The following is a 24,579-nucleotide window of genomic DNA, read 5'->3' as shown; positions in this document are numbered from 1 at the left end:
TCCAATCCTGCGGATGGAGACCGGCCTTCGGATAAGATCACGCTCGAATAAAAGAGCAAGGCTCATCAGGCGCCCGGCGACGGCGGCGTCAAGAGATAGCCGAGCCCACGCACGGTCTGGATGATGTCGACGTCGAGCTTCTTGCGGATGCGGCCGACGAACACCTCGATGGTGTTGGAGTCGCGGTCGAAGTCCTGGTCGTAGAGATGCTCGACCAGTTCGGTGCGCGACACCACGCGCCCGGTGTGATGCATCAGATAGGCCAGCAGCCGGTATTCGTGCGAGGTCATCTTGACCGGATTGCCCGAGACGCTGACCCGCCCGGTGCGGGTATCCAGCGAGACCGGGCCGCAGGTCAGTTCCGACTGGGCATGGCCGGTGGAGCGGCGCAGCAGCGCGCGAATGCGCGCCAGCACTTCTTCAAGGTGAAACGGCTTTGCGACATAGTCGTCGGCGCCAGCATCAAAACCCTGCACCTTGTCGCTCCAGCGATCGCGCGCGGTGAGGATCAGGACTGGCATGGCGCGGCCGTTGCGGCGCCACGCCTCCAGGACCGAGATGCCATCCATCTTCGGCAACCCGATGTCGAGCACGACGGCGTCATAGGGCTCGCTGTCGCCCAGATAGTGCCCCTCCTCGCCGTCGAACGCGCGATCAACCACATAACCGGCATCAGTCAAAGCCGTCGTAAGCTGACGGTTGAGATCCGGATCGTCCTCAACAACAAGCAGGCGCAAGCTGGCCTCCAATAGTGAGCCCTACAATATCAGTTCTCATGATGAGGCTCAGCGGGGTGAACGGGCCATGAACGACGTACACCGGGCAGTGCGACTTTTTCGTCATGACGCTTTCCGCGGGCCCGGGGTACGCCCGCAAACCGCAGGCCCAACGCCTAACATGCCCGATCGGAGGCCCCAAGGGGGCCGGCAGGTTGCTTGCGGCAATGGCTCCCGAAAAGCGGGACCCACGGCCCAGCCGCGCGGATAAACACCCAGGTCGCGCAGCCTCGGTCAGTCCCTTATGTGCGGAAGAATATGAACCAGACGATGCCAAGGATCAGAATTGCGAGCCCGGTCGATACCGTCAGGAGTGCAAGCACGGACGGACCGGGTTCAGCTTGGCGCGCCTCGGTCGGGGTTTCGACGATCTGGCCATGTCGTTTCGTTGCCATGGGGACCTCTTCGAGTAAGTGCCTGTAATGTCAGCGATGCTCCGACACCGGCTGTGAAAGCAACGCATGATCAAAAGTGATGTTCCGGGTATTTGGGCCGTGTCGCGCGGTCGCCGTGTTAAAAAGGTCGCAGGTCCGGCTCAGAACGGGCCCCTCGAGGGTTAACGCCGTTCCGAGATTCCGCAGCCCGGCATGTTTGAGACGGGGTGATCCGGTGGTATCCTTCCCGTTCGTCTGTTGCGTATTTTCGGAGTAGCCCATGGCCCCCCGCGCCAATTGGAAGGGTTTTCTGCGCCTGTCGCTCGTGACCTGTCCTGTCGCCCTCTATCCGGCGACGTCGGACACCGAGAAGGTCTCGTTCAACCAGATCAACCGCAAGACCGGCCACCGCATCAAATACGCCAAGGTCGACGCCGAGACCGGCGAGGAAGTCGCCAGCGAAGACATCATGAAGGGCTACAAGATCGATACCGACACCTACATTGAAGTGTCGAAGGATGAGCTAGACGACATCGCGCTGGAATCGACCCGCACCATCGAGATCGACGAATTCGTTCCGAAATCCGATATCGACGGCCGCTATCTGATCCGCCCCTATTATCTCGTGCCGGACGGCAAGGTCGGCCACGATGCGTTTGCGGTTATCCGTGAAACCATCCGCAGCATGGACAAGGTCGCGATCGGCCGCGTGGTACTGACCAACCGCGAGCACATTATCGCGCTGGAGCCGCTCGAGAATGGGCTGATGGGAACGCTGCTGCGCTATCCCTATGAAGTGCGCAACGAGAAGGAATATTTCGACGATATCCAGGACGTAAAGATCACCAAGGATATGCTTGATCTGGCAAAGCATATCGTCGAGCAGAAATCCGCCTCATTCGAGCCCGAGCAGTTCGAGGACCGCTACGAGCAGGCGCTGATCGATCTGATCAACCAGAAGCGCAACGGCCTGAGCACGAAGGCCAAGGCGGCGCCGAAGACCAGCGGCAACGTCATCAACCTGATGGACGCGCTGAAGCGCAGCATCGCCAGCGAGAAAGAGGCCGCCCCTGCCGCCGCCAAGGCCAAGGGCAAGAAGCCGAAGAAGGCCGCCGCCGGCCAGCGCGAGATGCTGTTGCCGATCAGCGGTAGCGGAAAGCGCGCCGCCAAGGAGACGGCGAAGGAAGCACCGAAGAAGGCGGAAAAGCCGGTGCGTACCGCCGCCCGCACCAAGAAGGCCGGATGATCGGGCAAGGAGCGCGATAGATAGCACCATCTAGCGCGCGATGCCGTGGTCGACGCCGTTCGATGATCCGATACCGCTTCGCAGCGGCCGTAAGCTCGCGACACTGCAGCAGGCCGCCGACTATGTCATGACCTTGCCGGAGAAAGTGCAGCACGAGGCGCATTGGCAGGTCGCGGTGGAAAATCTGATCAACGCGGCCGAGACCGGCGGCGGCTGGATGATGTTCGCGCGGATCGCGATGCTGCGGGCTCTCAATGCAGACCCAAAAGACAAATAGCGCCGGTTCAATCCCCGCCGCCGTCCCCGTCCCCACTGCCAAAGTCCAACCCGCCATCGCAACCACCAGACGACCGGTCGTTGACCATCCAATCGAGCAACCAGGCTGCGACCAATATCGCGGAGAACACGCGCCACGGATGTTGCTGGACATAGGCCAGGATTGATGGCCCCCAGGACACCAACAGCGGCCCAAACAGCAGTTCCAGCATGATGTCTGTGCGGCCTTGCCGCTACTTGAGCCCGGTGCTGACGTCGGTGAATATCTCGCGGAGCACGATGGCGATGCCGTCGACGGCGGCGACGATCACGATGCTGAGGCCGACCGCAATGAGGCAATATTCGATGGCGGTAGCGCCGCATTCATCGTCTACAAATCGTGCCAGTAATCGACGCATAGACAAGCTCCTGTCGACGCCCCCCCGAAATTTCTCCCGCGCCATACTGATTAAACTCTAGGGCGGAACGGTTGAAGAGGCCTTGAAGAACAGAATGAACGATTGATTAAGGCTGACGAGGAACCGCGCCCCTGTTGACGGTCGATCGCGGCCAAAGGCTACGAAACGCATATCAGCACTTCCGCGCGCACGTGCAGCTTCGCTTTACCTCGCGTGGAAATCCTGTTCCTACTGTCGCAAATTGGCCGGACCCAAACCGGCCTGCATCCAGGGGGAGAGACCGTCATGAAACTCGGCGCCGCCATCGCGGAAATCATGAAGCGCGAGGGAATCGAAATCCTCTGCGGCTATCCGGTCAATCATCTCATCGAATATGCCGCCAATGCCGACATCCGCCCGGTGATGGTGCGGCAGGAGCGCATCGGCGTTCACATGGCGGATGCTATCTCGCGCGTCACCTCGGGCCGTTCGATCGGCGCGTTCTGCATGCAGCACGGGCCCGGCGCCGAGAACGCGATGGGCGGCGTGGCGCAATGCTACGGCGAATCCGTCCCCGTGCTGGTGCTGCCGATGGGCTACGCGCGAAGTCTCGCCAATATCGATCCGAACTTCAATTCCAGCCAGGCGATGAAGGCGTTCTCGAAGTCGTCCGAGCCGATCAACATCGCGGCGGAAGTCTGCAACATCTTCCGGAGAGCGTTCACCAAATTGAAGAATGGCCGCGGCGGACCGGTCATTGTCGAAATCCCGGCCGACATGTGGAACGAGGAAGTGCCGGAGCCTCTCAACTATACACCGGTGCTGCGCACCCGTTACGGCGCGGATCCCCTGCATGTAAAGGAAGCGGCCGCCCTGCTCGTCGCAGCGAAGCGTCCGGTGATCTATGCCGGTCAGGGCGTGCATTACGCAAAGGCCTGGCCGCAGCTCAGACGGCTGGCGGAGCGCCTCGCCATTCCCGTCACGACCAGCCTTGGCGGCAAGTCGTCGTTTCCGGAGACGCATCCGCTATCGCTGGGCTCGGGCGGCCTCGCCGTGCCACGCGCGGTGCCGAAATTCTTGGGCGACGCCGACGTGATCTTAGGAATCGGCTGCTCGTTCACCGAAACCTCGTTCGGCATCGCCATGCCGAAGGGCAAGACCATCATTCATTCCACGCTCGATCCGAACCATCTTAACAAGGATGTCGAGGCCAAAATCGGCCTGGTCGGCGATGCTGCCCTGGTGCTCGATGCCTTGCTGGAAGAGATCGGCAAGACTGTTACGTCCGATCGCGACGCAACCGCGGTCGCCGCCGAGATCGCCGCCTCTCACAAGGAATGGCTGGCGAAATGGATGCCGAAGCTGACGCATAACGAAGCGCCGCTGAACCCCTATCGGGTGTTGTGGGACCTGCAGCACACCGTCGACATCAACAACACCATCATCACTCACGACGCCGGCAGCCCGCGCGACCAGCTCTCGCCGTTCTGGAAATCGGTCGAGCCTCTGTCCTATATCGGCTGGGGCAAGACCACGCAGCTCGGCTACGGCCTTGGCCTTGCGATGGGCGCCAAGCTGGCAAAACCCGACAAGCTCTGCATCAACGTCTGGGGCGATGCCGCGATCGGCTTCACCGGCATGGATTTCGAAACGGCGGTGCGCGAACGCATCCCGATCATGTCGATCCTCTTGAACAATTTTTCCATGGCGATCGAGTTGAAGGTGATGCCGATCTCGACCGAGAAATACCGCTCCACCGACATTTCCGGCGACTACGCCGCGATGGCGCGCGCGTTCGGCGGCTATGGCGAGCGGGTGACGAAACCGGAAGACATCATCCCCGCCATCAGGCGCGGTATCCAGAAGACACAGGAAGGCGTCCCGGTGCTGTTGGAATTCATCACCAGCAAGGAGACCGAGGTGTCAAGGCCGGGAATCTGAGGGTACGCAGAGAGACCATCAATCGCCGATGTCGCGCGTCACCATCATCGAAACCGGGCTGGTCAGTCCCAAAAACCGCGAACTCTACGGATCGTATCCGCAGATGTTCGAGCAGATGATCGGCGCCGCCGACGCCGACTTCACCTTCAATACCGTCCGCATTCCCGCTGGCGATCCGCTGCCGGACATCGAAAGTCTGGAGGCGATCCTCATCACCGGCTCCGCGGCCGGCGTTTATGACGGGTTCGAGTGGATCGCCCCGCTCGAGAACTTCGTGCGCGCAGCCCACGAGAACAAGGTGCCGATGGTCGGCGTCTGCTTCGGCCATCAATTGATCGCACAGGCGTTGGGCGGCACCGTGCGCAAGTCCGAGAAAGGCTGGGGCATCGGGCGGCACGTTTACGACGTGGCGCCCGGCAACGGCGTCGTCGAAGGCCCGCGCATAGCGCTGGCCGCCTCGCATCAGGATCAGGTCGTCACGCCGCCCCCGGGCGCCAAAACCATCCTGTCATCGGCATTCACCGAATATGCCGGACTGCTCTATCCCGGCGGCACCACGCTCTCGGTGCAGCCGCATCCGGAATTCTCTGTCGGCTACGCGCTGGCCTGCTGCGAGATAGCCGGGAGCAAGGGCCATGCGCCCGACGGCCTTGTCGCAGCCGCAAAAGCCTCGCTCGCTGAGCCCTTGGAAGGCGCAAGACTTGGGGGCGCAATCACACGTTTCCTCGCCCGATCAAGGTGACGTGAGCACCGAAAGGCCGTCTTAAGACCTCTATGAGCGCTGGCTCTAAGGCTTCCGGGATGAAATAATCCGGTTGGAACCGCGGCGCGAGGGGCCAATCGGTCATGCCCCGCGCTCCGGGCATGGATAGTTGGAATGGCGACGCTTCCCGAGAACAAGTCGGTCGCGATCGATGAGCTGGAATCAGCCATCACCGAGATGGAGTCGCGCCTCGAATCCGCCCGCGCCGAGCGCGACGAGGCGAAGGCACGCCAGATCGAGCTTGAGATCGAGAACGCAAATCTGCGTCGGGAACTGAACCTCGCGCGGGACCGCCAAGGCGCCACGGCCGGCATCCTGAAGGTCATCGCTGGATCGGCTGCCGATGTTCAGCCAGTGTTCGAGGCGATCGTCAACAGCGCGGCAAAGCTGTTCGAACCCTGCAGCGCGACAATCACAACGTTCGAAGACGGCGAGCTGCACTGGAGTGCGACAGCAGCTTCAATCACCGGCTTTGATGTCGATCGCGCCCGCTCGGTATATCCTATTCCGTTCGATCCGGACCGCTCTCCTTCGGCTCGCGCGATTCTCGAACGTCGTATCATTGAGATCCCCGACGTTACCGCTCCCGACACACCGGAGTTTACGCGCAAGGCCGCAATCGCCGGCCGTTTTCGATCCATTACTTTCGTGCCGTTGATCGATCAAGAGCAAGGCATCGGTACGATCATCTTTACCCATCCGCAGGCCGGATTCCGTTTTTCGGAAGGGCAGCTCGCGATTGTCCAGACCTTCGCCGATCAAGCCGTGATCGCGATCCAGAATGCGCGGCTGTTCAACGAGACGCGCGAGGCGCTGGAACGGCAGACGGCCACCGCAGACATCCTCAGGGTGATCGCCTCCTCGCCGTCGGACGTGCAGCCGGTGTTCGAAGCCATCGCAGAAAGCGCCAAGCATTTGCTGGGCGGGTTCTCGACCACGGTACTGCATTTCATCGGCGATGAGCTTCATCTGGTCGCCTACACACCGACCAGTCCCGAGGCGAATGAAGCGCTGAAGGCCTCCTTCCCGCGCAAGCTCGCGGAACTCCCGATCTTTGCGCTGGTCCGCAACGGGGAAACTATCCAGTTCGCCGACACCGAAGCCGAAGAGGTGCCGGAAGCGAACCGGGACTTGGCCCGGCTGCGCGGCTTCCGCAGTGTGCTGTTCACGCCGCTCATGAACCGCGGCACGGCGGTCGGCATGATCAGCGTGACGCGCAAAGAGCCCGGCGCCTTCGCGCCGCACCATGTTCAGCTGCTTCAGACCTTCGCCGACCAGGCGGTGATCGCAATCGAGAATGCGCGGCTGTTCAACGAGACAAAGGAAGCGCTGGAGCGGCAGACCGCCACGGCCGAAATCCTCAAGGTCATTGCGTCCTCGCCTTCTGACGTTCAGCCGGTATTCGATGCCATTGCAGACAGCGCCAACCGCCTGATCGGCGGTTTTTCGGCCGCGGTGTTCCGCTACATCGATGGCAAGATCCATCTGGCTGCCTATACGCCGACCGACGCGGTCGGCGATGCCGTCCTGCAAGCCTCATTCCCGGCTCCCCTCGACAAGTTTCCGCCCTACCACCTGACGCGTGAAGGCGCGCCCGCGGAATTGCCTGATACCGAACGCGAGCCGGCGGCGCGCGACATTGCGCGGGCGCGCGGCTATCGCAGCATGCTGTTCGCGCCGCTGATGAATGACGGCGCGGCGATCGGCATCATCACCGTCACCCGCGTCGCGCCCGGCCCGTTCGGCGAACAACATACCCGCTTGCTGCAGATGTTCGCTGATCAGGCTGTGATCGCGATCAAGAATGTCGGACTGTTCAACGAGGCGAAGGCGCGCACCGAGGATTTGAGCGAGGCGCTGCAGCAGCAGACGGCGACCGCCGACGTGCTCAAGGTGATCAGCCGCTCGGCGTTCGATCTGGAGACCGTGCTCAATACGTTGACCGAATCCGCCGCGCGGCTTTGCGACGCCGACATGGCGGCGATGACACGGCAGCACCCCGATGGCGGCTATTATCATGCAACGCGATATAACTTCTCTCCGGAATGGGAACGGTTGAATGTTTCCGTGCGGTTGTATCCTGGCCGCGGCAGCGTCGTCGGACGTGTTCTCGTTGCGGCCAAGGCGGTTCAGATTCCGGACGTACTAGCCGATCCAGAGTACACCTATTCCGAGCAGCAGAGAGTTGCCGGCTATCGCACACTGCTGGGCGTTCCCCTCCTCCGCGAGGGGCAGCCAATCGGCGTGATCTTCCTCTGCCGGACCGCCGTGCAACCCTTCACCGACAGGCAAATCGAGCTGGTGCAGACCTTCGCCGACCAGGCCGTCATCGCCATCGAGAATGTCCGCCTGTTCGATGAGGTGCAGGCCAAGACGCGTGATCTCTCCGAAGCCCTCACCTACCAGACCGGCAGCGCCAACATTCTGCAGGTGATCGCCTCCTCGCCGACCGACCTCGATCCGGTACTGCAGTCTATCGTCGAAAGCGCCTGTGATCTGTGTGCGGCTAGCGATGCGGTCGTGCAGCTCCGGGACGGCGACGATCTGCGCTTCAGGGCGCATCATGGCCCCATCGAGATCAATGTCGAGAAATGGCCGATCGGCCGCGACTGGGCAGCCGGCCGGGCTTTCCTGGACCAGACCACAGTCCACGTGACCGACGTTTTCTCGGAACAAGCGAACGACTTCGCCGGCAGCCGGGAGCTGTCGCATCACACCGGCGGCGACGGCGTCCGTACCGTCCTGAGCGTCCCCCTGCTGCGCGAGGGCGAGAGCCTGGGAGCCCTCACGCTTCGCCGCCAAGAGGTGGAGCCATTCAGCGACAAGCAAATCGCCCTGCTCCGGACCTTTGCCGATGAGGCGGTGATCGCCATCGGCAATGTGCAGCTGTTCGAGGAGGTGCAGGCGCGGACGCGCGAGCTGTCAAAATCCCTCGAGGACCTCCGCACCGCGCAGGACCGCCTCGTGCAGACTGAAAAGCTCGCCTCGCTCGGGCAGCTCACCGCGGGCATCGCCCACGAGATCAAGAACCCGCTGAACTTCGTCAACAATTTCGCAGCCCTATCAGCGGAGTTGACCGAAGAGCTGAACGACGTCCTCAAGCCCACTGAGCTTGCCGAAGAGGTCCGTGCGGAAGTCCATGAGTTGACGGGGCTGTTGAAAGACAACCTGGAAAAGGTCGTGCAGCACGGCAAGCGCGCCGATTCCATCGTCAAGAACATGCTCTTGCATTCGCGCGAAGGCGGCGGCGAGCATCGGCCGTCCGACATCAACGCGCTGGTCGACGAGAGCCTCAACCTCGCCTATCACGGCGCCCGCGCCGAGCAGCCGGGTTTCAACGTCACACTCGAGCGCGATTTCGATCCGGCCGCCGGTCAGATCGACCTGTTCCCGCAGGAGATCACCCGCGTGCTCCTCAATCTCGTCTCGAACGGGTTCTATGCCGTGACCAAGCGCCGAAAGGAAAGCGGTGAACCCGGCTTCGAGCCGACGCTGCGGGCCGGCACCAAGGACCTCGGCGATGCCGTCGAAATCCGCATCCGCGACAACGGCACCGGCATTCCGCCCGAGGTAAAGGAGAAGATGTTCAACCCCTTCTTCACCACCAAGCCGGCCGGCGAAGGGACCGGTTTGGGACTATCGATGAGCCACGATATCATCGTGAAGCAACATGGCGGCACCATTGAGGTGGATACTGAACAAGGCCATTTCACTGAATTCCGTATCGTGTTGCCGCGAACAAGCAATTTTGCAGAAAAGTCCAGAGGATAGCCGTGAGTGTTCTGGTTCTAGTTGTGGATGACGAGCCCGACGTGGAAGCGTTGTTCCGCCAGCAATTCCGCCGCGACCTGCGTGCACAGCGATTCGTCATGGACTTCGCCCGGTCCGCGCCGGACGCTTTGGCGCGCGTCGGCTCAACCATCGAGCATTCGCTGATCCTCATCCTGTCCGACATCAACATGCCCGGCATGACGGGGCTGGAAATGCTGCCGAAGGTCAAGGAGATGCGGCCCGAGGTGCCGGTCATCATGATCACGGCCTATGGCGATGCCGACACCAGGCGCAAGGCGCTCGAGAACGGCGCAACTGACCTTCTGAACAAACCGATCGATTTCGTGACGCTGCGTCAGAAGATCGATGCCAGACTCGAGCAAGCCGCATGACCGCAACAATCCTCGTGGTTGATGATGAGCCGGATCTGGAGGCGCTGGTCCTTCAGAAATTCCGACGGCAGGTTCGCGAGGGTTTGGTCAGCTTCATGTTTGCGCGTGACGGGCTCGAGGCGTTGCAGTCGCTAGAAGAGCATCCGCACGTCGACTTGGTGGTCGCCGACATCAACATGCCACGAATGGACGGCCTGTCGCTGCTCGCCAAGCTGCAAGAATCCGAGGACAAGAAATCGACCATTATCGTGTCGGCTTACGGCGACATGAGCAACATCCGCACCGCGATGAATCGCGGTGCGTTCGACTTCCTGACCAAGCCGATCGATTTTGCCGATCTCGAAGCGACGATCGATAAGACCCTGCGGCACATCGAAATGCTGCGCGAGGCACGTCGCCGTCAGACGGAAGCCGAGCGAGCCCATGCTTCGCTCTCCCGCTATTTCTCGCCCGAGCTCGCCAAGCGGCTTGCGGCCAGTGTGGGCGACAGCACGGAGGTGACCTGGCGCGACGTTGCGGTCATCTTCACCGACATAACCGGCTTCACCTCACTCATTGAGGCTGCCGCGCCCGAACTCCTCGGGCAGCTGCTCAACGAATATGTGACCGGAATGACCGATGTCACCTTTGCCCATGAGGGGACCGTGGCAAAGGTGATCGGCGATGCGATCGAGGTTCTGTTCAACGCACCCAGCGACCAGCCCGACTATGCGACGCGCGCAGTCGCCTGCGCGCAAGAGCTTGACGTATGGGCGGAGGCGTTTCGCGAACGGTGGAAGGCGAAGGGCGTGAATTTCGGTGCCACCCGCATCGGCGTTCATGCGGGTCCTGCGCTGGTGGGCAATTTCGGGGGCAGCCGCTTCTTTGACTACACCGCTTACGGCGACACCATCAACACGGCGGCGCGACTCGAAGCCGCCAACAAGTTTCTCGGCACGCGAATCTGCGTCAGCGCGACAATTGCAAACGCGGTGGAGAACTTCAGGGGCCGGCCGATCGGGGATCTCGTGCTGCGTGGGCGCAGCGAACCATTGCGCGCCTACGAGCCGTTATCGGCAGCAAGTTTTGGGGCGCCAGCGACTTCACTGTATGGCGAAGCTTTCGCCAAGCTCGAGGCCGGCGATGGCAGTGCAATGCCGGCCTTTGCCGCACTTGTCGGTTCGCACGCCGAGGATCCCCTGGCCAACTTTCACCTCAAGCGATTGCTAAACGGCGCGAAGGGCGCTCGCATGCCAATCGAATAGGCGCCCTACTCCGCCATCTCCGAAGGCGTCGACGGACCGGCCAGCGGCCGTTCTTCCATCGCGATGATACACACCGCGGCGCAGGCCAAGAGCGCGGCGGCGGCTCCGAACACGTAGCGGAACGCCGTGATCATGTCGGCTATTGGTATCGCATTCGCCGGTCCCCGGTGTTCGCCGAGCGAGATACCGGCGCCCAGCGCCATCAACAGGATCGCGCTGAAGGCGGCGACCGTGAACGACGACATCAGCGCGCGGAAGAAGTTCATCGCGCCCGTGACGGTGCCGATCTGCGGGCGCGCCACCGCGTTCTGCAGCGAGACCACGCTGACCGGGAATGTCGTGCCGAGCCCAAGCGCGAACAGCGACAGCACGATCAGCAAGGCCCACAGCGGCAGCGTCGCCACGGTCAGCACCATACCGAAGATCGCCGCCGCCGACGTACCCACGAGAGCCACGCGCTTGTAGTGCTTGGCGCGCGCCATGGTCCGTCCGGCGATCGCCGCACCACAGGTGGAGATCGCGGCGAGTGGAATCAGCGCAAGCCCCGCTTCGCTCGCGGTCAGATGATAGACGACCTCGTAATACAGTGGCAGATGCACGGTCAGCCCGGTGATGGCGCCCAGCGCGCAAGCGCCCGCCACCATGGCGTAGGGCACCACTGTCCCGCCGAGGAGCGGCAGCGGCAGAAACGGCTCCTCGGCATTGCGCGCGTGCCAGACAAAGGCGAGCGCCAGCGCCACCGAGGCGCCGATCATCGCCATGATCGAAGGCGACAGCCAGGCATAGCGGTTGCCGCCCCAGGTGAGCACCAGCATGACCACGACGGCAGACGCCATCAGCAGCACGCCGCCGAGCCAGTCGACCTTGCGGCGTCGGTGGAACACCGGAATCTTGCCCATCTTCGGCAGCAGCAGAAACATCGCGCCGACCGCAAGCGGCACGTTGATCCAGAAGATCATCGACCAGTGCAGATGCTCGGCGAACACGCCGCCGAGCACAGGGCCCATCAGCCCAGCCGCCATCCAGACGCCGCTGAAATAGGCCTGATACTTGCCGCGCTCGCGTGGGCTCACGACGTCGGAGATCACGGTCTGCACGACCGGCATGATGCCGCCGCCGCCAAGCCCCTGCAGGCCGCGCGCAACGATCAGTACCGGCATGTTGGGCGCCACCGCGCAAAGAATCGAGCCGACCGTGAACAGGGCAAGCGAAACCGTGATCATGACGCGGCGGCCGTAGATGTCGCTCAGCGTGCCGAATACGGGTGCAACCGCGGTCGAGGCCAGGAGATAGGCGGTGATGACCCAGGACAGATTGCTGACGTCGTTGAACTGGCGGCCGATGGTCGGCAGCGCCGTCGCCACGATGGTCTGGTCGAGCGCCGCCAGGAACATCGTCAGCAGCAGGCTCATCAGGATGGTGCGGACCTCGTCCGGGGTCAGCGGCGCGGGCGGCGCAATCGGCGGCGCATCGCTGACCTCAATGACCTCTGTCGTGATGCGCGAGAGCTCGTCGCCGATATCGTCGGGCAATGTCGTCTGGTCGGCAGGTTCACGGCCCTGCCGCTGGTGCTGGTTCATGTCGGACGTAATATTGTTCTGCGCGACCAAAGCCGCCGAGATGGATTCGCCATATAGCCAGCACCTTAGAGGGCAAATTCCTCTCGGGGCAGCGCCTCGTGCGCATGGGTGCATCCCGCGAGAATATCGTCGCGTTTCCGTGATCGATCAGGACGGGAGATTCAGGCTTTGGGCCGCTTCTTGAGCCGCGCCCGCTTCGGCAACAAGGCCGGCCATTGCACGATGTGGTCCTCGAGGTCTTCGTCGGGGATCTCGTCCTCGGTGCCCTGGACCCGTCCGCGCACCGAAACGCCGGCTTCATGCACGGTATTGGGATCGCCCGAGATCAGCGGATGCCACCAATAGAGATCGCGTCCCTCGGCAACCAGCTTGTAGCCGCAGCTCGGCGGAAGCCAGCTCAGGGTGCGGACGTTCTCGGGCGTCAGGCGGACACAATCCGGAACCTTGTCGGAACGGTTCTGGTAATCCTTGCAGGTGCACAGGCCGGAATCGAGCAGTTTGCAGGAAACATGGGTAAAGTAGATTTTGCCGGTATCCTCGTCTTCGAGCTTTTCCAGGCAGCACCGCGCGCAACCATCGCACAGGCTTTCCCATTCGGCGCTGGACATCTCCTCCAACGTCTTGGTTTTCCAGAAGAAACCCTCCTGGCTGGAAGGCGATTTGCGCGGCGCGGTCATGCAATCAATCGTTTTCTCGGGTCGGTCGGCTGCGGCCCTTCTAGGAGGTCCGGCGACGGGGGCGCAAGCGGGTCTCACTACGGAGCCAAAAGCCAACGGCAGCGTTAGGGCTGACCGTCAAAATGGTGAGCGAGAGCATTGGTTTATAGCCCCCGCTCGGATAGAACAATGGCGAGTCCCCGAGGTCGTAAAAGCGCCTTGGGTTTGTCGCAACATCCAAGCAAGACGTCTCGACCGGCCCCGCCGGGCGCGACTAGAACAGATCAAGGGCCCCGGTGCGCCAGATCGTACCTCCAGAATTGAAGCAGAAGATCCGGAACTTCCTTCTGGATCTGGATGCCCGTATCGACTCGACGCTGTTCTCGTCGGGCAAGGGCCTGCGCGAGCTGTATGAGCGCTACTCCACCTTCATGGACCGCTTCTATGTCGGCCGCTGGAAGCGCTGGGTGTTCATCGAGCCGTTTTCGGAAGCCGCCACCATCGGCCTTGGCGGGCTGATCGTTATGTTGGCGCTGGCAATCCCCGCGTTTCGCGAAACCGCCGATGACGACTGGCTGAAGAAATCCGATCTCGCGGTACAGTTCCTCGACCGCTACGGCAACCCGATCGGCAACCGCGGCATCAAACATAACGACTCGATCCCTCTGGAAGATTTTCCGGACAATCTGATCAAGGCGACGCTGGCGACCGAAGATCGCCGCTTCTATGACCATTTCGGCATCGACTTCCCCGGTACCGCGCGCGCGCTCGTGACCAACGCGCAAGCCGGCGGCGTGCGCCAGGGCGGTTCTTCGATCACGCAGCAATTGGCGAAGAACCTGTTCCTGAGCAACGAGCGCACCATCGAGCGCAAGGTGAAGGAAGCTTTCCTTGCGATCTGGCTCGAGACGCGGCTGACCAAGAACGAAATCCTGAAGCTATATCTGGACCGCGCCTATATGGGCGGCGGCACGTTCGGCGTCGACGGCGCCGCGCATTTCTACTTCAACAAGTCGGCGCGCGACGTCACTCTGGCGGAATCGGCGATGCTGGCCGGGCTGTTCAAGGCGCCGACCAAATACGCCCCGCACATCAACCTGCCCGCCGCCCGCGCCCGCGCCAACATCGTGCTCGACAACCTCGTCGATGCGGGCTTCATGACCGAAGGCCAGGTGTTCGGCGCCCGGCGCAACCCGGCCTTCGCCGTCGACCGCCGCGACGAGAATTCGCCGAACTACTATCTCGACTACGCCTTTGAGGAAATGCGCAGGCTGGTCGATACCTTCCCGAAGTCCTACACCGAGCGCGTCTTCGTGGTCCGTACCTCGATCGACATGAACGTGCAGCGCGCCGCCGAGGAAACGGTCGAGAACCAGCTCCGCCAGTTCGGCCGCGACTACCACGCGACGCAGGCGTCCGTCGTGGTTGCCGACCTCGACGGCGGCGTCCGCGCCATGGTGGGCGGACGCGACTATGGCGCGAGCCAGTTCAACCGCGCCACGGACGCCTACCGGCAGCCGGGCTCATCATTCAAGCCCTACGTCTATGCCACGGCGCTCATGAACGGCTACAAGCCGACCTCGATCGTGGTCGACGGCCCGGTCTGCATCGGCAACTGGTGTCCGCAGAACTATGGCCATTCCTATTCCGGTTCGGTGACGCTGACGCAGGCGATCACCCGCTCGATCAACGTCGTGCCGGTGAAGCTGTCGATTGCGCTCGGCGGCAAGGTGGCGAACCCGGCCAAGGCCGGGCGCGCCAAGATTACCGAGGTGGCACGCAGGTTCGGCCTCACGGCGCCCCTGCCCGATACGCCCTCGATGCCGATCGGCTCCGATGAGGTCACCGTGCTCGAACACGCGGTCGCCTATGCGACCTTCCCGAACAAGGGCAAGGCGGTGAAACCTCACGCGGTGCTGGAAGTGCGCACCGGCGCCGGCGACCTGGTCTGGCGCTTCGACCGCGACGGCAAGAAGCCGGTGCAAGCCATTCCCGCCTCCGTCGCGGCCGACATGTCGGAAATGATGAGCCATGTCGTCAGCGAAGGCACCGCCCGCCGCGCCGCGATCGACGGCATCCCGACCGCGGGCAAGACCGGCACCACCAACGCCTACCGCGACGCCTGGTTCGTCGGTTTCACCGGCAATTTCACCTGCGCGGTCTGGTACGGCAACGACGACTACTCGCCCACCAACCGCATGACCGGCGGCTCGCTTCCCGCACAGACCTGGCACGACATCATGGTCGTCGCGCATCAGGGCGTCGAGGTGAAGGAGATCCCAGGCTTCGGCATGGGCACGAAGCAGCCCCAGCCCGCCCAATCCGCCAGCGCCGCGGCCAACGGCGCGGCACGGGCGCCGGAGACCAAGCCGGGGCCGCCGCCGGTATTGACGAAGCGCGGCGCGGATATTCTGGTGCGCGTCGAGAAACTGCTCGACGAGGCCGGGAGGGCCGCGGGCAAGACCTCGTCCAACGACCAGAAGCAGCCCTCCAAGCCGGTCACGTCAGGCGCGCTGGCGTTTCCGGAGAACTACGTGGCAGCCGCTGGCGAGCGGCCCGCGCCGGCGGAGCGAAAGAATTAAAAGGCATGATCCGGCAGAACCTTAACCGGCGTTCCTCGGAGCAGATGCGAAGCGTCCGCCCCGACATATTCGAAACAAGAGCAGCGCTTCAGGTTTCGGATGAAGCCGGTTCAAGCGGAATTTGATGCCGTGAGAGTTCGGAGCACTGGCCTGTGCGGCTGATCTTCATCACCCTGCTGGCACTGGCGCTTGCCACGGCCGTAGGTCTCGGCTCGACCTACCTGACGGCGACGCGCGGCACCGATCTCGGCACGCTCACGATCGGCGCCTGGACCGCACGGCCCAAGGCCGGCAGTTCCGAAATCGATCCCTATTCGCGCGCCTCGATCGCCCGCAGCGGCGAATTGCCTGTTGGCACCGGCGACGGCATCGCCTTCACGGCCACCACCGACGACAAGAACAAGCCGCTCGACGGGCGCTGCGACGTCATCGTCAGCGGGGTGACGCCGGCGGCCCGGTTCTGGACGCTGACGCTGTTCGACCGCAAGGGGCATCTGGTCGCCAATTCGCTGCAACGTTACGGCTTCACCAGCCAGGAAATCGTCCGCGGCTCCGACGGCGGGTTCGAGATCCGGGTGGCGGCGCGCTCGCGGGCCGGCAACTGGCTGCCGACCGGCGGCATCGAGCGCTACGCGCTGATGCTGCGGCTTTACGATACGCCGGTCGGCGTTGCGACGCGCACGCAGCGCGATGCGCCGATGCCCGCCATCACCACGGTGAACTGCCCATGATCCGGCTGGCATTCACCATCATCGCAGGCGTGCTGCTGGGCGGCGTGGTGCATCTCGTCAGCGTGCTGGCGCTGCCGCGCATCGCGACGCAAGACGCCTATTCGCGGCTGACGCCGATGACCAAAGAGAACGCCGTCACGGCGCTGCCGCTCGCCGAACCGAACAACGCGCCGATGCCGTTCATGGACCCGGCCTTTGCGGTCGCGATCTGCCGCTACGACCTCTCCGGGGGACCGCTCAAGCTGACGGTGCCGGTCAGTCAGGCCTATACGTCGGTGTCGTTCTATACCCGCAACGAGGTCGCCTACTACGCCATCAACGACCGCTCGGCCGGCCGCAAGGTTATCGAGCTCGATCTGATGACGGAGGAGCAACACGGCGAATTGCCGGAGGATGAGGAAGTCACCGCCGCCGACCGGCTGATCATCGACTCTCCCACCACGACAGGCCTGATCGTGCTCAAGGCCCTGGCGCCGGAGCCCGGCCTGATGCCGCAGGCGCAAGCCGCGCTCGCGGCATCGCGTTGCACCGTGGAGACCGAGCCGACGCCGGCCAAGCAGCCCGAGCCCGCACCGCCCGTGCCAGCCCCTGCGCCCGCGCCAAGATCCAAGCGCTGAATGACGACTTGGTCGGGGCCGACACTTACCTAGCGTAAACCTTGATCGCTGCGTGGGAATTGCCGATCCCTTCCTATGACCGATCGCGCCTGCCGCATTCTGTGGAACAAATCAACGTGCTCATGCGTCGCGATGGTGACATAACGCCGTTGTTTATCGTGCCTGCCCTTTAGGAGCGAGGAGGAGCCGATCGATGAAAGCCGAAGACGCCGCGGACATGATGGATCAGGAGAAGGAGAACGACCGCTTCAAGCAGCGCGCGGCGGTCAGCATCGCCATTCTGGCGATGCTGCTGGCCATCACCGGGCTTGGCGGCGCCAACGCCGGCAAGGAGGCGACCAACAACAACATCTATGCCGCGAACCACTATGCCTTCTACCAGGCCAAGAACATCCGCCAGACCGACTACAACCTCGCGGCCGACGCGATCGAATTGGCGTTCCTGCAGGACGGAAGCCTCAACGCCGAGGCCAGGACGGCCCTGAAGGCAAAAGCGGAGGCCTATCGCAAGACGGCGGCACGCTACGAGTCCGAGCCCGAGACGCAGGAGGGCAAGAAGGAATTGATGGCGCGGGCCAAGGACTACGAGAGCAGGCGCGACCATGCGCTGAAGCAGGATCCCTACTTCGACTATGCCGAAGCTCTTCTGCAGATCGCCATCGTGCTGATCTCGGTCTCGATCGTCGCGACGCTGCCCTGGCTTGCGATCGTCGGCGGCATCGTCGGTGCCGCAGGTGGCCTGCTGATGGTCAACGGCTACACACTGGCGGTCGAGATACCGTTTCTGGCAGCATAGAGGTCCGCACGCGGATGGTGGTGCAAGTGCTGTTTGGCAAGGACGAGGGGAGCGACGACAATGTGACACAGGCACAAGCCGCGCTCGCGGCGTCGCGTTGCACCACGGAGATCGAGCCTCCACCGGCCAAGCAACCCGAACCACCCGCCCCCCCCCCCCCCGCCACCCCCGGCGCCGCGGTCCAAGCGCTGATCACGGCCTCGAGCGGGATGGGTAGGAGTCGAATCGATTCCTCATTAGCGCGAAGCCAACGATCTCGTGTCCCGGACGCAGTGCAGATACTCTTCGGTGGTACACCGCAGGGCCTAGACACAAAAATCGCGAAAACAACCCCATGCAAAGTAGAATGGGCCCCGGCTCGCAGCACTCACGCCGCTTGCGTCCGGAGCACGAGATGGTCCGTCGTCACGGCCCAACCTAATCTCATCCTGCTCTAGCGTGAGCCGGCACTTCCTGGTGTTGGCCGCAGCGGCAATTCTCGTAGTCGACCGGATCGTGGCTGTTGAAGATGGTCACGGCATCGCCGTGATTGGCCTTGAGCGTTCGTAACCTCTCCTGGTTTTCGATCCGCATGGCGCGATCCATATCGCCGCGGCGCTGAAACATGCCGAGCACCAGCGGCATTCGCGGCGAAGCCTGCATCTGGCCGTGGAAGAAATAAGCGTCGCCGGCGTGCAGCAGCCATTTGTCTCCGCTTCGCACAGCGATGCCGCAATGGCCGAGCGTATGACCCGGAAGCGGGATCATCAGGATGTCGGGCTCGCGATCGCCAAGCGCGCGCACGCCCTTGAAACCGAACCAGTCCTCCCCACCCTCGTCGTAGAACGCCCATTGTGGCCCATGCTTCCACTGATCGGTAATGTAGCGCCCCTTCGGCGCCGGCGTCCGGCCGGTCACCGCCATGTCGTACTCGCGGCGATGGACGTGCACCTTCGCGTTCGGAAAATCCGGAATGCCGCCGGCATGATCGCGATCGAGATGCGTCAGCAAGAGATGCAACACGTCGCTTTTGGAATAGCCGAGCGCCTCGACCTGCCGCACGGCGGTCTCGGCCGGATCGAGCCGCGGCGTGGTCTGCCGGACCCATTTGGGTCCCAGCCGTGGCGGGTTGGCAATGTCGTCCAATCCGATACCGGTATCGACCAGCGCCAGCCCGTCATTGGTCTCGATCATCAGACAATGGCACACCATGCGCGCGCGCTGGAAAATGCTGCCGGTGCCGTTCACCAGGCGCCGGCCGATCGGGCACATGGTGCCGGTGTTGAGATGGTGGACGCGCATGACAATGTCTCCTTCGAGGTCAGTCGCCTTGCTTGCCATCCAGAAAACCATAGGTAAAATATCGATATCTGATAGTACCAATAGGATTAGCCTATGGATATCCGCGAACTCCGCTATTTCGCGGCCGTGTTCAAGGAGCGCAACCTGACGGCGGCCGCCAAGCGCTGCTTCATCTCGCAGCCCTCGATCTCGGCGGCGATCACCAATCTGGAGGCCGAGCTCGGCACGGCGCTGTTCATCCGGCACAAGAAGGGCGTGGCACCGACGGAAGCGGCCGAACAATTCCATGCCGTCGCCCGCCGCATCATCGATGAGGCGGACGCCGCGAAAAACCTGTTCCGAAAACCTGCGACGCGGAACGCGCTGACGCTCGGCCTGATGCGCACGCTCGACCGGCCACGAACCATTGCGCTTCTGAAGCCGCTGACCGAGAGCGCCGACATCGCGCTCCGCCTCGTTGGCGTCGATGACGCCGCGGATGCACGGATCGTCTCCAAAAACCTACTGCGCGCCGACGAGCATTTCGTTCCGCTCTGGGTCGAGCGCTACGTCGCCGTGTTACCGCCATCGCATCCGCTGACGCTGAAGGAGCGGCTGCGCACCGCCGACCTCGCCGGCGTCGCCATGGTCGATCGCTGTCATTGCGAGCAGAGCGAATTTTTCGGCCGCGCCGCACCGGCCGCGCGGCAGCCCGCAGCGATTGCCGAATCCGAAGACTGGGCGATGGCGCTGGTGGCCGCCGGTGTCGGCATTGCCATCGTTCCCGAAGGCGTGGCGCGCGCCAATTCCGATGTCGCGGTGCGCGAGATCGATGTCGACGTGAAGCGCGAGGTGGGGCTCGCCTACAGCGCAGCACGGCCGCCGTCGGAGGTGCTGCAGAATTTTATCGCGAAACTGCAGAGCCAGCGGCCCAAAGCGGGCCGCGCCAGATCGAAGGCTCGGCGTAGCTGACTAGGATGCGTACTCACAAATCGAGATTGATTGGCGCGGCTGATCGATGTCCGCTATGCCCCGGATAGCGACCAAATTCCGCATCGCAGCGAAGTGACGCGATGTGCCAGATTCGGACGTCCGGCTATTCGATGCCAATTCGCCTTTTGATCAACGCCAGGTCTATGCCGGACGATACCATCTTGCTTTCAGCTTGAGACCTGACAGCCGCGCAAAGTGCCGCCAAAAAAGGGTCGTATGAGCAGCGATCGTGCATCTTCGTGTAAACTAGGTCGTACTCGATAGGCTCCCACGTTTTGATGTCGGCCAAGTTGTGTTGGATTTGAACTTCGAGGTGATCCAATGCGGCAGAGAATTTCGCCTCTAGCGTCGTGCGAGCCTCAAATTCATGCCACAAATCGAACAATTCTTGACCTGTCTCACCAGGCACCTTGGTTCGAATTTCTTCGATCGCGGCGAGCTCCCGCTGCACTTTCAGCTCCTTTCGGGTTCCCTCCTCAAAGTACGGCACGTCACCCGCAATTGCCTCTACCAAGTCGTGAACGAGGATCATCTTGAGAACTCGCCCAATTTCAACTTGCTGCTCAAGATGTCGATACGCAAGGAGAGCAATGAGCGCCATTTGCCATGTGTGTTCAGCCACGCTTTCCCGGCGCCCGTCGGATAACCAGCTGTGTCGCAATTCGCGTTTCAGCCGCTCGGACAACGCAAGGAATTGCAAGATGTTGCTGGCTTCGTTCTGCATCGGTGCAAAATACAAAAGGCGCTTGCTACACTCAAGTCGCTAGGAGCCGCTTTGGGTCATTCGCGTCGGTTGGGCCGGACCACGGCGACTTCCGGTCTACCCCGGTGAACGGATTCTCAGGATAGGCGGGCATGTCTCAAAAGTGCCAACAGAAGACGAGCGCCGATAGATTTCTAGCGCTCCGAAGCGGACATACCTTCCCGCATCATGACTGCGGGATCTGTCCGGAAACAAGGCGGATCTTGCGTGGCGCAGCAATCCAGATCGCCGCGACAGACACGAGGCAAAAGCCGATGATCAAGAAAAAGGCCAGCCGATAGCTGCCGGTTGCATCATGAATGGCGCCGGCCAGCCACGGTCCTGCGGCACCGCCGCCGATCAGGCCGATGGTGAGGGTGCCGAAGATCGAACCGTAATGCGGTCCCTCGAAGATCTCCGCCACGATCGGTCCCATGACGGAGGTCAGGGCATATCCGAAAAATCCTTGCGCGAGGACCATGGAATAGAGGAGCACGGTCGACTGCCAATACTCCAGGCCAAGTAGCGCCGCGTATGACACTGCAAATCCGAGGCACCCCGCCGTCCATATCCACTCGCGGCCGATGCGATCCGACAAGGCCCCGAGCAGAATCTGGCCGGGAATGGCAATGACGCTGACAGCGCCAAGCGCCCAGGCCGCAACCAGCGGCGAGAAGCCGATTTCGACGAGATACTTCGTCTGATGCACCTGCACGGCATACCACGCAATCAGCGCCAGAAAGTAACCGACCGCGATCCACCAGAACCGAGCGGTGCGCAACGCTCGGCGAAGCGTCCATTCGGTTGCCGTCCACTCCCCATGGATGATCACTGCGGCATACCGCTTGCCCGCCGTGTCCGACGAAGCGCGATCGCCGTCCGGACTTTGTCCCACGTCGGCAGGATTTTTCTTTACGAAAAACGTGAGCGGTGCAATTCCGAACAGCACAAGCCATCCCATTGCGACACAGGATGCGCGCCATCCTTCGGTGAGAATGATGGTCTGCAGCCAGGGCAGCAGGAGAACAGACCCGACACCGGCGCCCGCGAACGCGATGCTGATGGCGAGTGCGCGCCGGCGCACGAACCAATGCGGCAGAAACTGAGAATGCACGGTGTAGGTCATCATGTTGGCGCCGCCGCTGACCGCCACGCCAAGCGTGGCATAAAGCTGCCACGGGCTCGTCACGTATGGCGCCAGCAGCAGGCCGGCCGACATGAAGGCGACGCCAGTCCAGATGACGATCCGGGGACCGCGGGTGTCAACCACCCGCCCGACGAACGGGCTCACGACCGCCGAGAAAAGAAAGCCGAAAGAGAAAGCGCCGGCCGCAAGGCCGCGGTCCCATTTGAACTCGTCGATCAATGGCGGCAGAAGCAGGGAGAATGCCGTGCGTCCCGTCACGCCGATGGCCATCGTCACGAACGCGATGCCGACGATGAGCCAGCCATAATAGAACGGCAGCCGCGCCCACCAATGTTTTGAAATCTGCTCCATACAGCGATCAATCAGCGAGCGCGATGGCATTGACCGGGGCCTCGCCGCGCGCCGTCCGAGCGATATTTTCGACGATCACACCGGCGCGCGCCTCGAGCATGCCCTCGGTCCATCCGGACACATGCGGGGTCATGATGACATTGCTCAATCCATGGAACGGGGCCGTCGCGGGCGCCGTGCTCCCCGCGCTTGTCGGGTAGCGGTACCAGACATCGAGCGCGGCACCGGCGAGACGACCTCCCGCAAGCGCATCGTAGAGCGTCTGCTCTTCGACGATCTCCGCGCGCGCCACGTTGATCAGATAAGCCGACGGCTTCATGAGGCGGAGCCGGCGGGCATCGATCAGACCGCGCGTTTCAGCCGAGAGCGACAGGGTAATCGCGAGATAATCGGATCGACCGAGCAGTTCGTCGAGCCGTTCCGGCCCGCCTACGAACATCAATCCGTGCGGTGGGCCCGCTTGTGCGTGCCGCCGGACTGCGCACACCTTCATGTCGAAGGCATGCGCGCGTCGCGCCAGCGCCTCGCCTATATGGCCAAACCCCAGGATGCCCAGGGTCTTTCCCGCCAGCTCCGGCCACAGCGGAGGTGCCGGCGTGCCAACCGACCACTGGCTCTCCCATTCTCCCGCCCTGAGTTTCTGGTCGAGGCGGTGGAAAGAGCGTGTGAGCGCGATCATTGCGCCGACGATGTATTCGGCGATACCTGCCTCGTGGCCGAACGCATTGGCAAGCGCCAAGCCTGCGCGAAGCTGGGAACGGTCGATACGATCCAGGCCGGCCCCCGGCACCTGCACGAGCCGCAGCATGTTGCCGGCTGCTGCCATCTCTCTTGTAAAGGCCATGGAAACCAGAACGTCAGCGTCGCCGAGTTGATCGAGGATGCCGGCCTCATCGCCCGAGACGATCTCGCAGGGAATTGTCAGCCGCTTGCGAACGGGCTCGATCAAACGCACGGCAAACGATCCGGCGAACGCAGCTTTCAATTGTTGTCCTCTCGCCGGTGACACTTGTCGCGAACAGACCTCGCAGGCACTATCGCGGCACAGGTGACTGCAATCAACTACATGCCAGGTAGTCATGGACAAGAAATCGAGCTTTCCGGCACGGCTCGCCAGCCTTCGGAAATGGCGCGGCTTGTCGCAGCTGCAGCTTGCTGCGGCGGCGAACTGCTCGCAGCGCCACATCAGCTTCCTCGAACTCGGGCGGACTCAGCCCAGCCGGGAGATGATGCGACGCCTGTCGGCCGCGCTCGGGCTTTCGTTCCGGCAGTCGAACGATCTGCTCCTGTCCGCAGGATTTTCGCCCATCTGGTCGGATACTCCCTTTGATGCCGAGACGCTTGCTCCTGTCCGACAGGCGTTGAATTTTATGCTGGAGCAGCAGGAGCCGTACCCTGCCGTTGTCGTGGACCGCCGCTGGAATCTGCTTCAAGCCAACAAGGGCACCGTCGCGATGGTGGAGTTTCTGGTGGGCCCGCTCACACCCGGCGCCGCAGTCAATCTTGCCGACGCGCTGGTCGCGCCCGACGTGTTGCGACCTTACCTGACGAATTGGCAGGAAGTCGTGGCTTACTTTGTGCGAAGCGTTGAGGCCGACGCCGCTGCCGACGCGACAAGGGAGACTGCGGCCCTGCGCGACCGGTTGCTGAGCTATCCGGGAGTCCAGGAAAGTCTTACAATGCCATCATCCGCCGAGACCGTAGCCGTGCCGATACTGCCGATGCGGTTCGCGAAAGGCCAGGTCTCGCTCGAACTGTTCACGACCCTGACGATCCTCGGCATGCCTCAAGACGCTACCTTGCAGGAAATGCGCATCGAGAGCTTCTTTCCTATGAACGAAAAGACACGCCGGGTCTTTAGCCAATGGGCGACGTCAGGTGCGGCGACCGTCCACAAGCGCAAATCATGACGGCAATGATGTCCGTTTCGGGCGTTCGCGCAAAGACCGCTTTGGGTCAATCAC

The 24,579-nt window shown here is 62.7% G+C and carries 23 protein-coding genes and 1 pseudogene; 14 read left to right on the top strand and 10 right to left on the bottom strand.

What is annotated here, in order from left to right; all coding sequences use genetic code 11:
• Positions 1-65: 65 nt before the first annotated feature.
• Together V1290_RS31280 and V1290_RS31275 are read right to left on the bottom strand one after the other, a co-directional pair.
• Positions 66-737, bottom strand: coding sequence for a response regulator transcription factor (locus V1290_RS31280; RefSeq protein WP_028348898.1), 672 nt, complete (start codon positions 735-737; stop codon positions 66-68).
• Positions 738-1,018: 281 nt separating this feature from the next.
• Positions 1,019-1,171: a hypothetical protein gene (locus tag V1290_RS31275; protein WP_176722012.1), complete on the bottom strand. Its 153-nt coding sequence runs from the start codon at positions 1,169-1,171 to the stop codon at positions 1,019-1,021.
• Between the two features lie 259 nt (positions 1,172-1,430).
• Here V1290_RS31275 and ku point away from each other — a divergent pair, with 259 nt between their 5' ends.
• Both ku and V1290_RS31265 read left to right on the top strand, forming a co-directional pair.
• The gene (ku, locus tag V1290_RS31270) at positions 1,431-2,396 is read left to right on the top strand and encodes a non-homologous end joining protein Ku (protein ID WP_334367928.1); all 966 of its coding nucleotides are present in this window, start codon (positions 1,431-1,433) and stop codon (positions 2,394-2,396) included.
• 40 nt (positions 2,397-2,436) lie between these two features.
• On the top strand, positions 2,437-2,673 hold the full coding sequence (locus tag V1290_RS31265) for a hypothetical protein (protein WP_334367927.1): 237 nt from the start codon (positions 2,437-2,439) through the stop codon (positions 2,671-2,673).
• Between the two features lie 7 nt (positions 2,674-2,680).
• Here V1290_RS31265 and V1290_RS31260 read toward each other — a convergent pair whose 3' ends face one another.
• Both V1290_RS31260 and V1290_RS31255 read right to left on the bottom strand, forming a co-directional pair.
• Entirely contained in the window at positions 2,681-2,884 is a 204-nt protein-coding gene (locus V1290_RS31260) for a hypothetical protein (protein WP_334367926.1), read from the bottom strand.
• A gap of 21 nt (positions 2,885-2,905) precedes the next feature.
• Positions 2,906-3,070, bottom strand: a complete 165-nt coding sequence (locus V1290_RS31255; protein ID WP_334367925.1) for a Flp family type IVb pilin — start codon at positions 3,068-3,070, stop codon at positions 2,906-2,908.
• 285 nt (positions 3,071-3,355) lie between these two features.
• Between V1290_RS31255 and V1290_RS31250 the strand changes: the two genes are divergently transcribed.
• The 6 genes and pseudogenes from V1290_RS31250 (at position 3,356) to V1290_RS31230 (ending at position 11,160) form a co-directional block, all read left to right on the top strand.
• Positions 3,356-4,990, top strand: coding sequence for a thiamine pyrophosphate-requiring protein (locus tag V1290_RS31250; RefSeq protein WP_334367924.1), 1,635 nt, complete (start codon positions 3,356-3,358; stop codon positions 4,988-4,990).
• A gap of 28 nt (positions 4,991-5,018) precedes the next feature.
• Positions 5,019-5,732, top strand: coding sequence for a type 1 glutamine amidotransferase (locus V1290_RS31245; RefSeq protein WP_334367923.1), 714 nt, complete (start codon positions 5,019-5,021; stop codon positions 5,730-5,732).
• A gap of 135 nt (positions 5,733-5,867) precedes the next feature.
• Positions 5,868-6,521, top strand: a pseudogene (locus tag V1290_RS36650) (GAF domain-containing protein); the annotation flags it as partial.
• Positions 6,519-9,524, top strand: coding sequence for a GAF domain-containing protein (locus tag V1290_RS31240; RefSeq protein ID WP_442893817.1), 3,006 nt, complete (start codon positions 6,519-6,521; stop codon positions 9,522-9,524). The pseudogene V1290_RS36650 and the gene V1290_RS31240, both read left to right, overlap by 3 nt.
• A gap of 2 nt (positions 9,525-9,526) precedes the next feature.
• Positions 9,527-9,916, top strand: a complete 390-nt coding sequence (locus V1290_RS31235; protein ID WP_334367921.1) for a response regulator — start codon at positions 9,527-9,529, stop codon at positions 9,914-9,916.
• Entirely contained in the window at positions 9,913-11,160 is a 1,248-nt protein-coding gene (locus V1290_RS31230; RefSeq protein ID WP_334367920.1) for an adenylate/guanylate cyclase domain-containing protein, read from the top strand. The genes V1290_RS31235 and V1290_RS31230 overlap by 4 nt, the downstream gene beginning before the upstream one ends.
• A 5-nt stretch (positions 11,161-11,165) precedes the next feature.
• Here V1290_RS31230 and V1290_RS31225 read toward each other — a convergent pair whose 3' ends face one another.
• Together V1290_RS31225 and V1290_RS31220 are read right to left on the bottom strand one after the other, a co-directional pair.
• On the bottom strand, positions 11,166-12,740 hold the full coding sequence (locus V1290_RS31225) for an MDR family MFS transporter (RefSeq protein ID WP_334367919.1): 1,575 nt from the start codon (positions 12,738-12,740) through the stop codon (positions 11,166-11,168).
• A 161-nt stretch (positions 12,741-12,901) separates the two neighbouring features.
• On the bottom strand, positions 12,902-13,417 hold the full coding sequence (locus V1290_RS31220; RefSeq protein ID WP_334367918.1) for a YcgN family cysteine cluster protein: 516 nt from the start codon (positions 13,415-13,417) through the stop codon (positions 12,902-12,904).
• 275 nt (positions 13,418-13,692) lie between these two features.
• Between V1290_RS31220 and V1290_RS31215 the strand changes: the two genes are divergently transcribed.
• The 4 genes from V1290_RS31215 to V1290_RS31200 all read left to right on the top strand — a co-directional run bounded on the left by V1290_RS31215 (position 13,693) and on the right by V1290_RS31200 (position 18,122).
• Positions 13,693-15,978 carry a transglycosylase domain-containing protein gene (locus V1290_RS31215; protein ID WP_334367917.1) on the top strand — a complete coding sequence of 762 codons (2,286 nt, stop codon included), beginning with the start codon at positions 13,693-13,695 and terminating at the stop codon, positions 15,976-15,978.
• Positions 15,979-16,130: 152 nt separating this feature from the next.
• A complete protein-coding gene (locus V1290_RS31210; protein WP_028348906.1) occupies positions 16,131-16,709 on the top strand; it encodes a DUF1214 domain-containing protein in 579 nt (192 codons plus the stop codon).
• Positions 16,706-17,326, top strand: a complete 621-nt coding sequence (locus V1290_RS31205) for a DUF1254 domain-containing protein (protein WP_334367916.1) — start codon at positions 16,706-16,708, stop codon at positions 17,324-17,326. Before V1290_RS31210 ends, V1290_RS31205 begins: the two co-directional genes overlap by 4 nt.
• Before the next feature lie 193 nt (positions 17,327-17,519).
• The gene (locus V1290_RS31200; RefSeq protein ID WP_334367915.1) at positions 17,520-18,122 is read left to right on the top strand and encodes a DUF4337 domain-containing protein; all 603 of its coding nucleotides are present in this window, start codon (positions 17,520-17,522) and stop codon (positions 18,120-18,122) included.
• A gap of 423 nt (positions 18,123-18,545) precedes the next feature.
• Here the strand turns inward: V1290_RS31200 and V1290_RS31195 are convergent, their stop codons facing one another.
• On the bottom strand, positions 18,546-19,403 hold the full coding sequence (locus tag V1290_RS31195; protein WP_334367914.1) for an MBL fold metallo-hydrolase: 858 nt from the start codon (positions 19,401-19,403) through the stop codon (positions 18,546-18,548).
• A gap of 93 nt (positions 19,404-19,496) precedes the next feature.
• Here V1290_RS31195 and V1290_RS31190 point away from each other — a divergent pair, with 93 nt between their 5' ends.
• The gene (locus tag V1290_RS31190; RefSeq protein ID WP_334367913.1) at positions 19,497-20,354 is read left to right on the top strand and encodes a LysR family transcriptional regulator; all 858 of its coding nucleotides are present in this window, start codon (positions 19,497-19,499) and stop codon (positions 20,352-20,354) included.
• Positions 20,355-20,478: 124 nt separating this feature from the next.
• Here V1290_RS31190 and V1290_RS31185 read toward each other — a convergent pair whose 3' ends face one another.
• From V1290_RS31185 to V1290_RS31175, 3 genes are all read right to left on the bottom strand, one after another.
• A complete protein-coding gene (locus tag V1290_RS31185) occupies positions 20,479-21,099 on the bottom strand; it encodes an HD domain-containing protein (protein ID WP_334366928.1) in 621 nt (206 codons plus the stop codon).
• A 205-nt stretch (positions 21,100-21,304) separates the two neighbouring features.
• Positions 21,305-22,615, bottom strand: a complete 1,311-nt coding sequence (locus V1290_RS31180; RefSeq protein WP_334367912.1) for an MFS transporter — start codon at positions 22,613-22,615, stop codon at positions 21,305-21,307.
• A gap of 7 nt (positions 22,616-22,622) precedes the next feature.
• On the bottom strand, positions 22,623-23,600 hold the full coding sequence (locus V1290_RS31175) for a 2-hydroxyacid dehydrogenase (RefSeq protein ID WP_334367911.1): 978 nt from the start codon (positions 23,598-23,600) through the stop codon (positions 22,623-22,625).
• 94 nt (positions 23,601-23,694) lie between these two features.
• On the opposite strand from V1290_RS31175, the gene V1290_RS31170 reads away from it, so the two are divergent.
• On the top strand, positions 23,695-24,525 hold the full coding sequence (locus V1290_RS31170; protein WP_334367910.1) for a helix-turn-helix domain-containing protein: 831 nt from the start codon (positions 23,695-23,697) through the stop codon (positions 24,523-24,525).
• Positions 24,526-24,579 lie beyond the last annotated feature (54 nt).

The sequence above is a fragment of the Bradyrhizobium sp. AZCC 1578 genome, from assembly GCF_036924675.1.
In the GTDB taxonomy this organism is placed as follows: Bacteria; Pseudomonadota; Alphaproteobacteria; order Rhizobiales; family Xanthobacteraceae; genus Bradyrhizobium.
The sequence above is the reverse complement of the archived record's forward strand: the minus strand, read 5'-3'. Positions and strand labels throughout refer to the sequence as shown.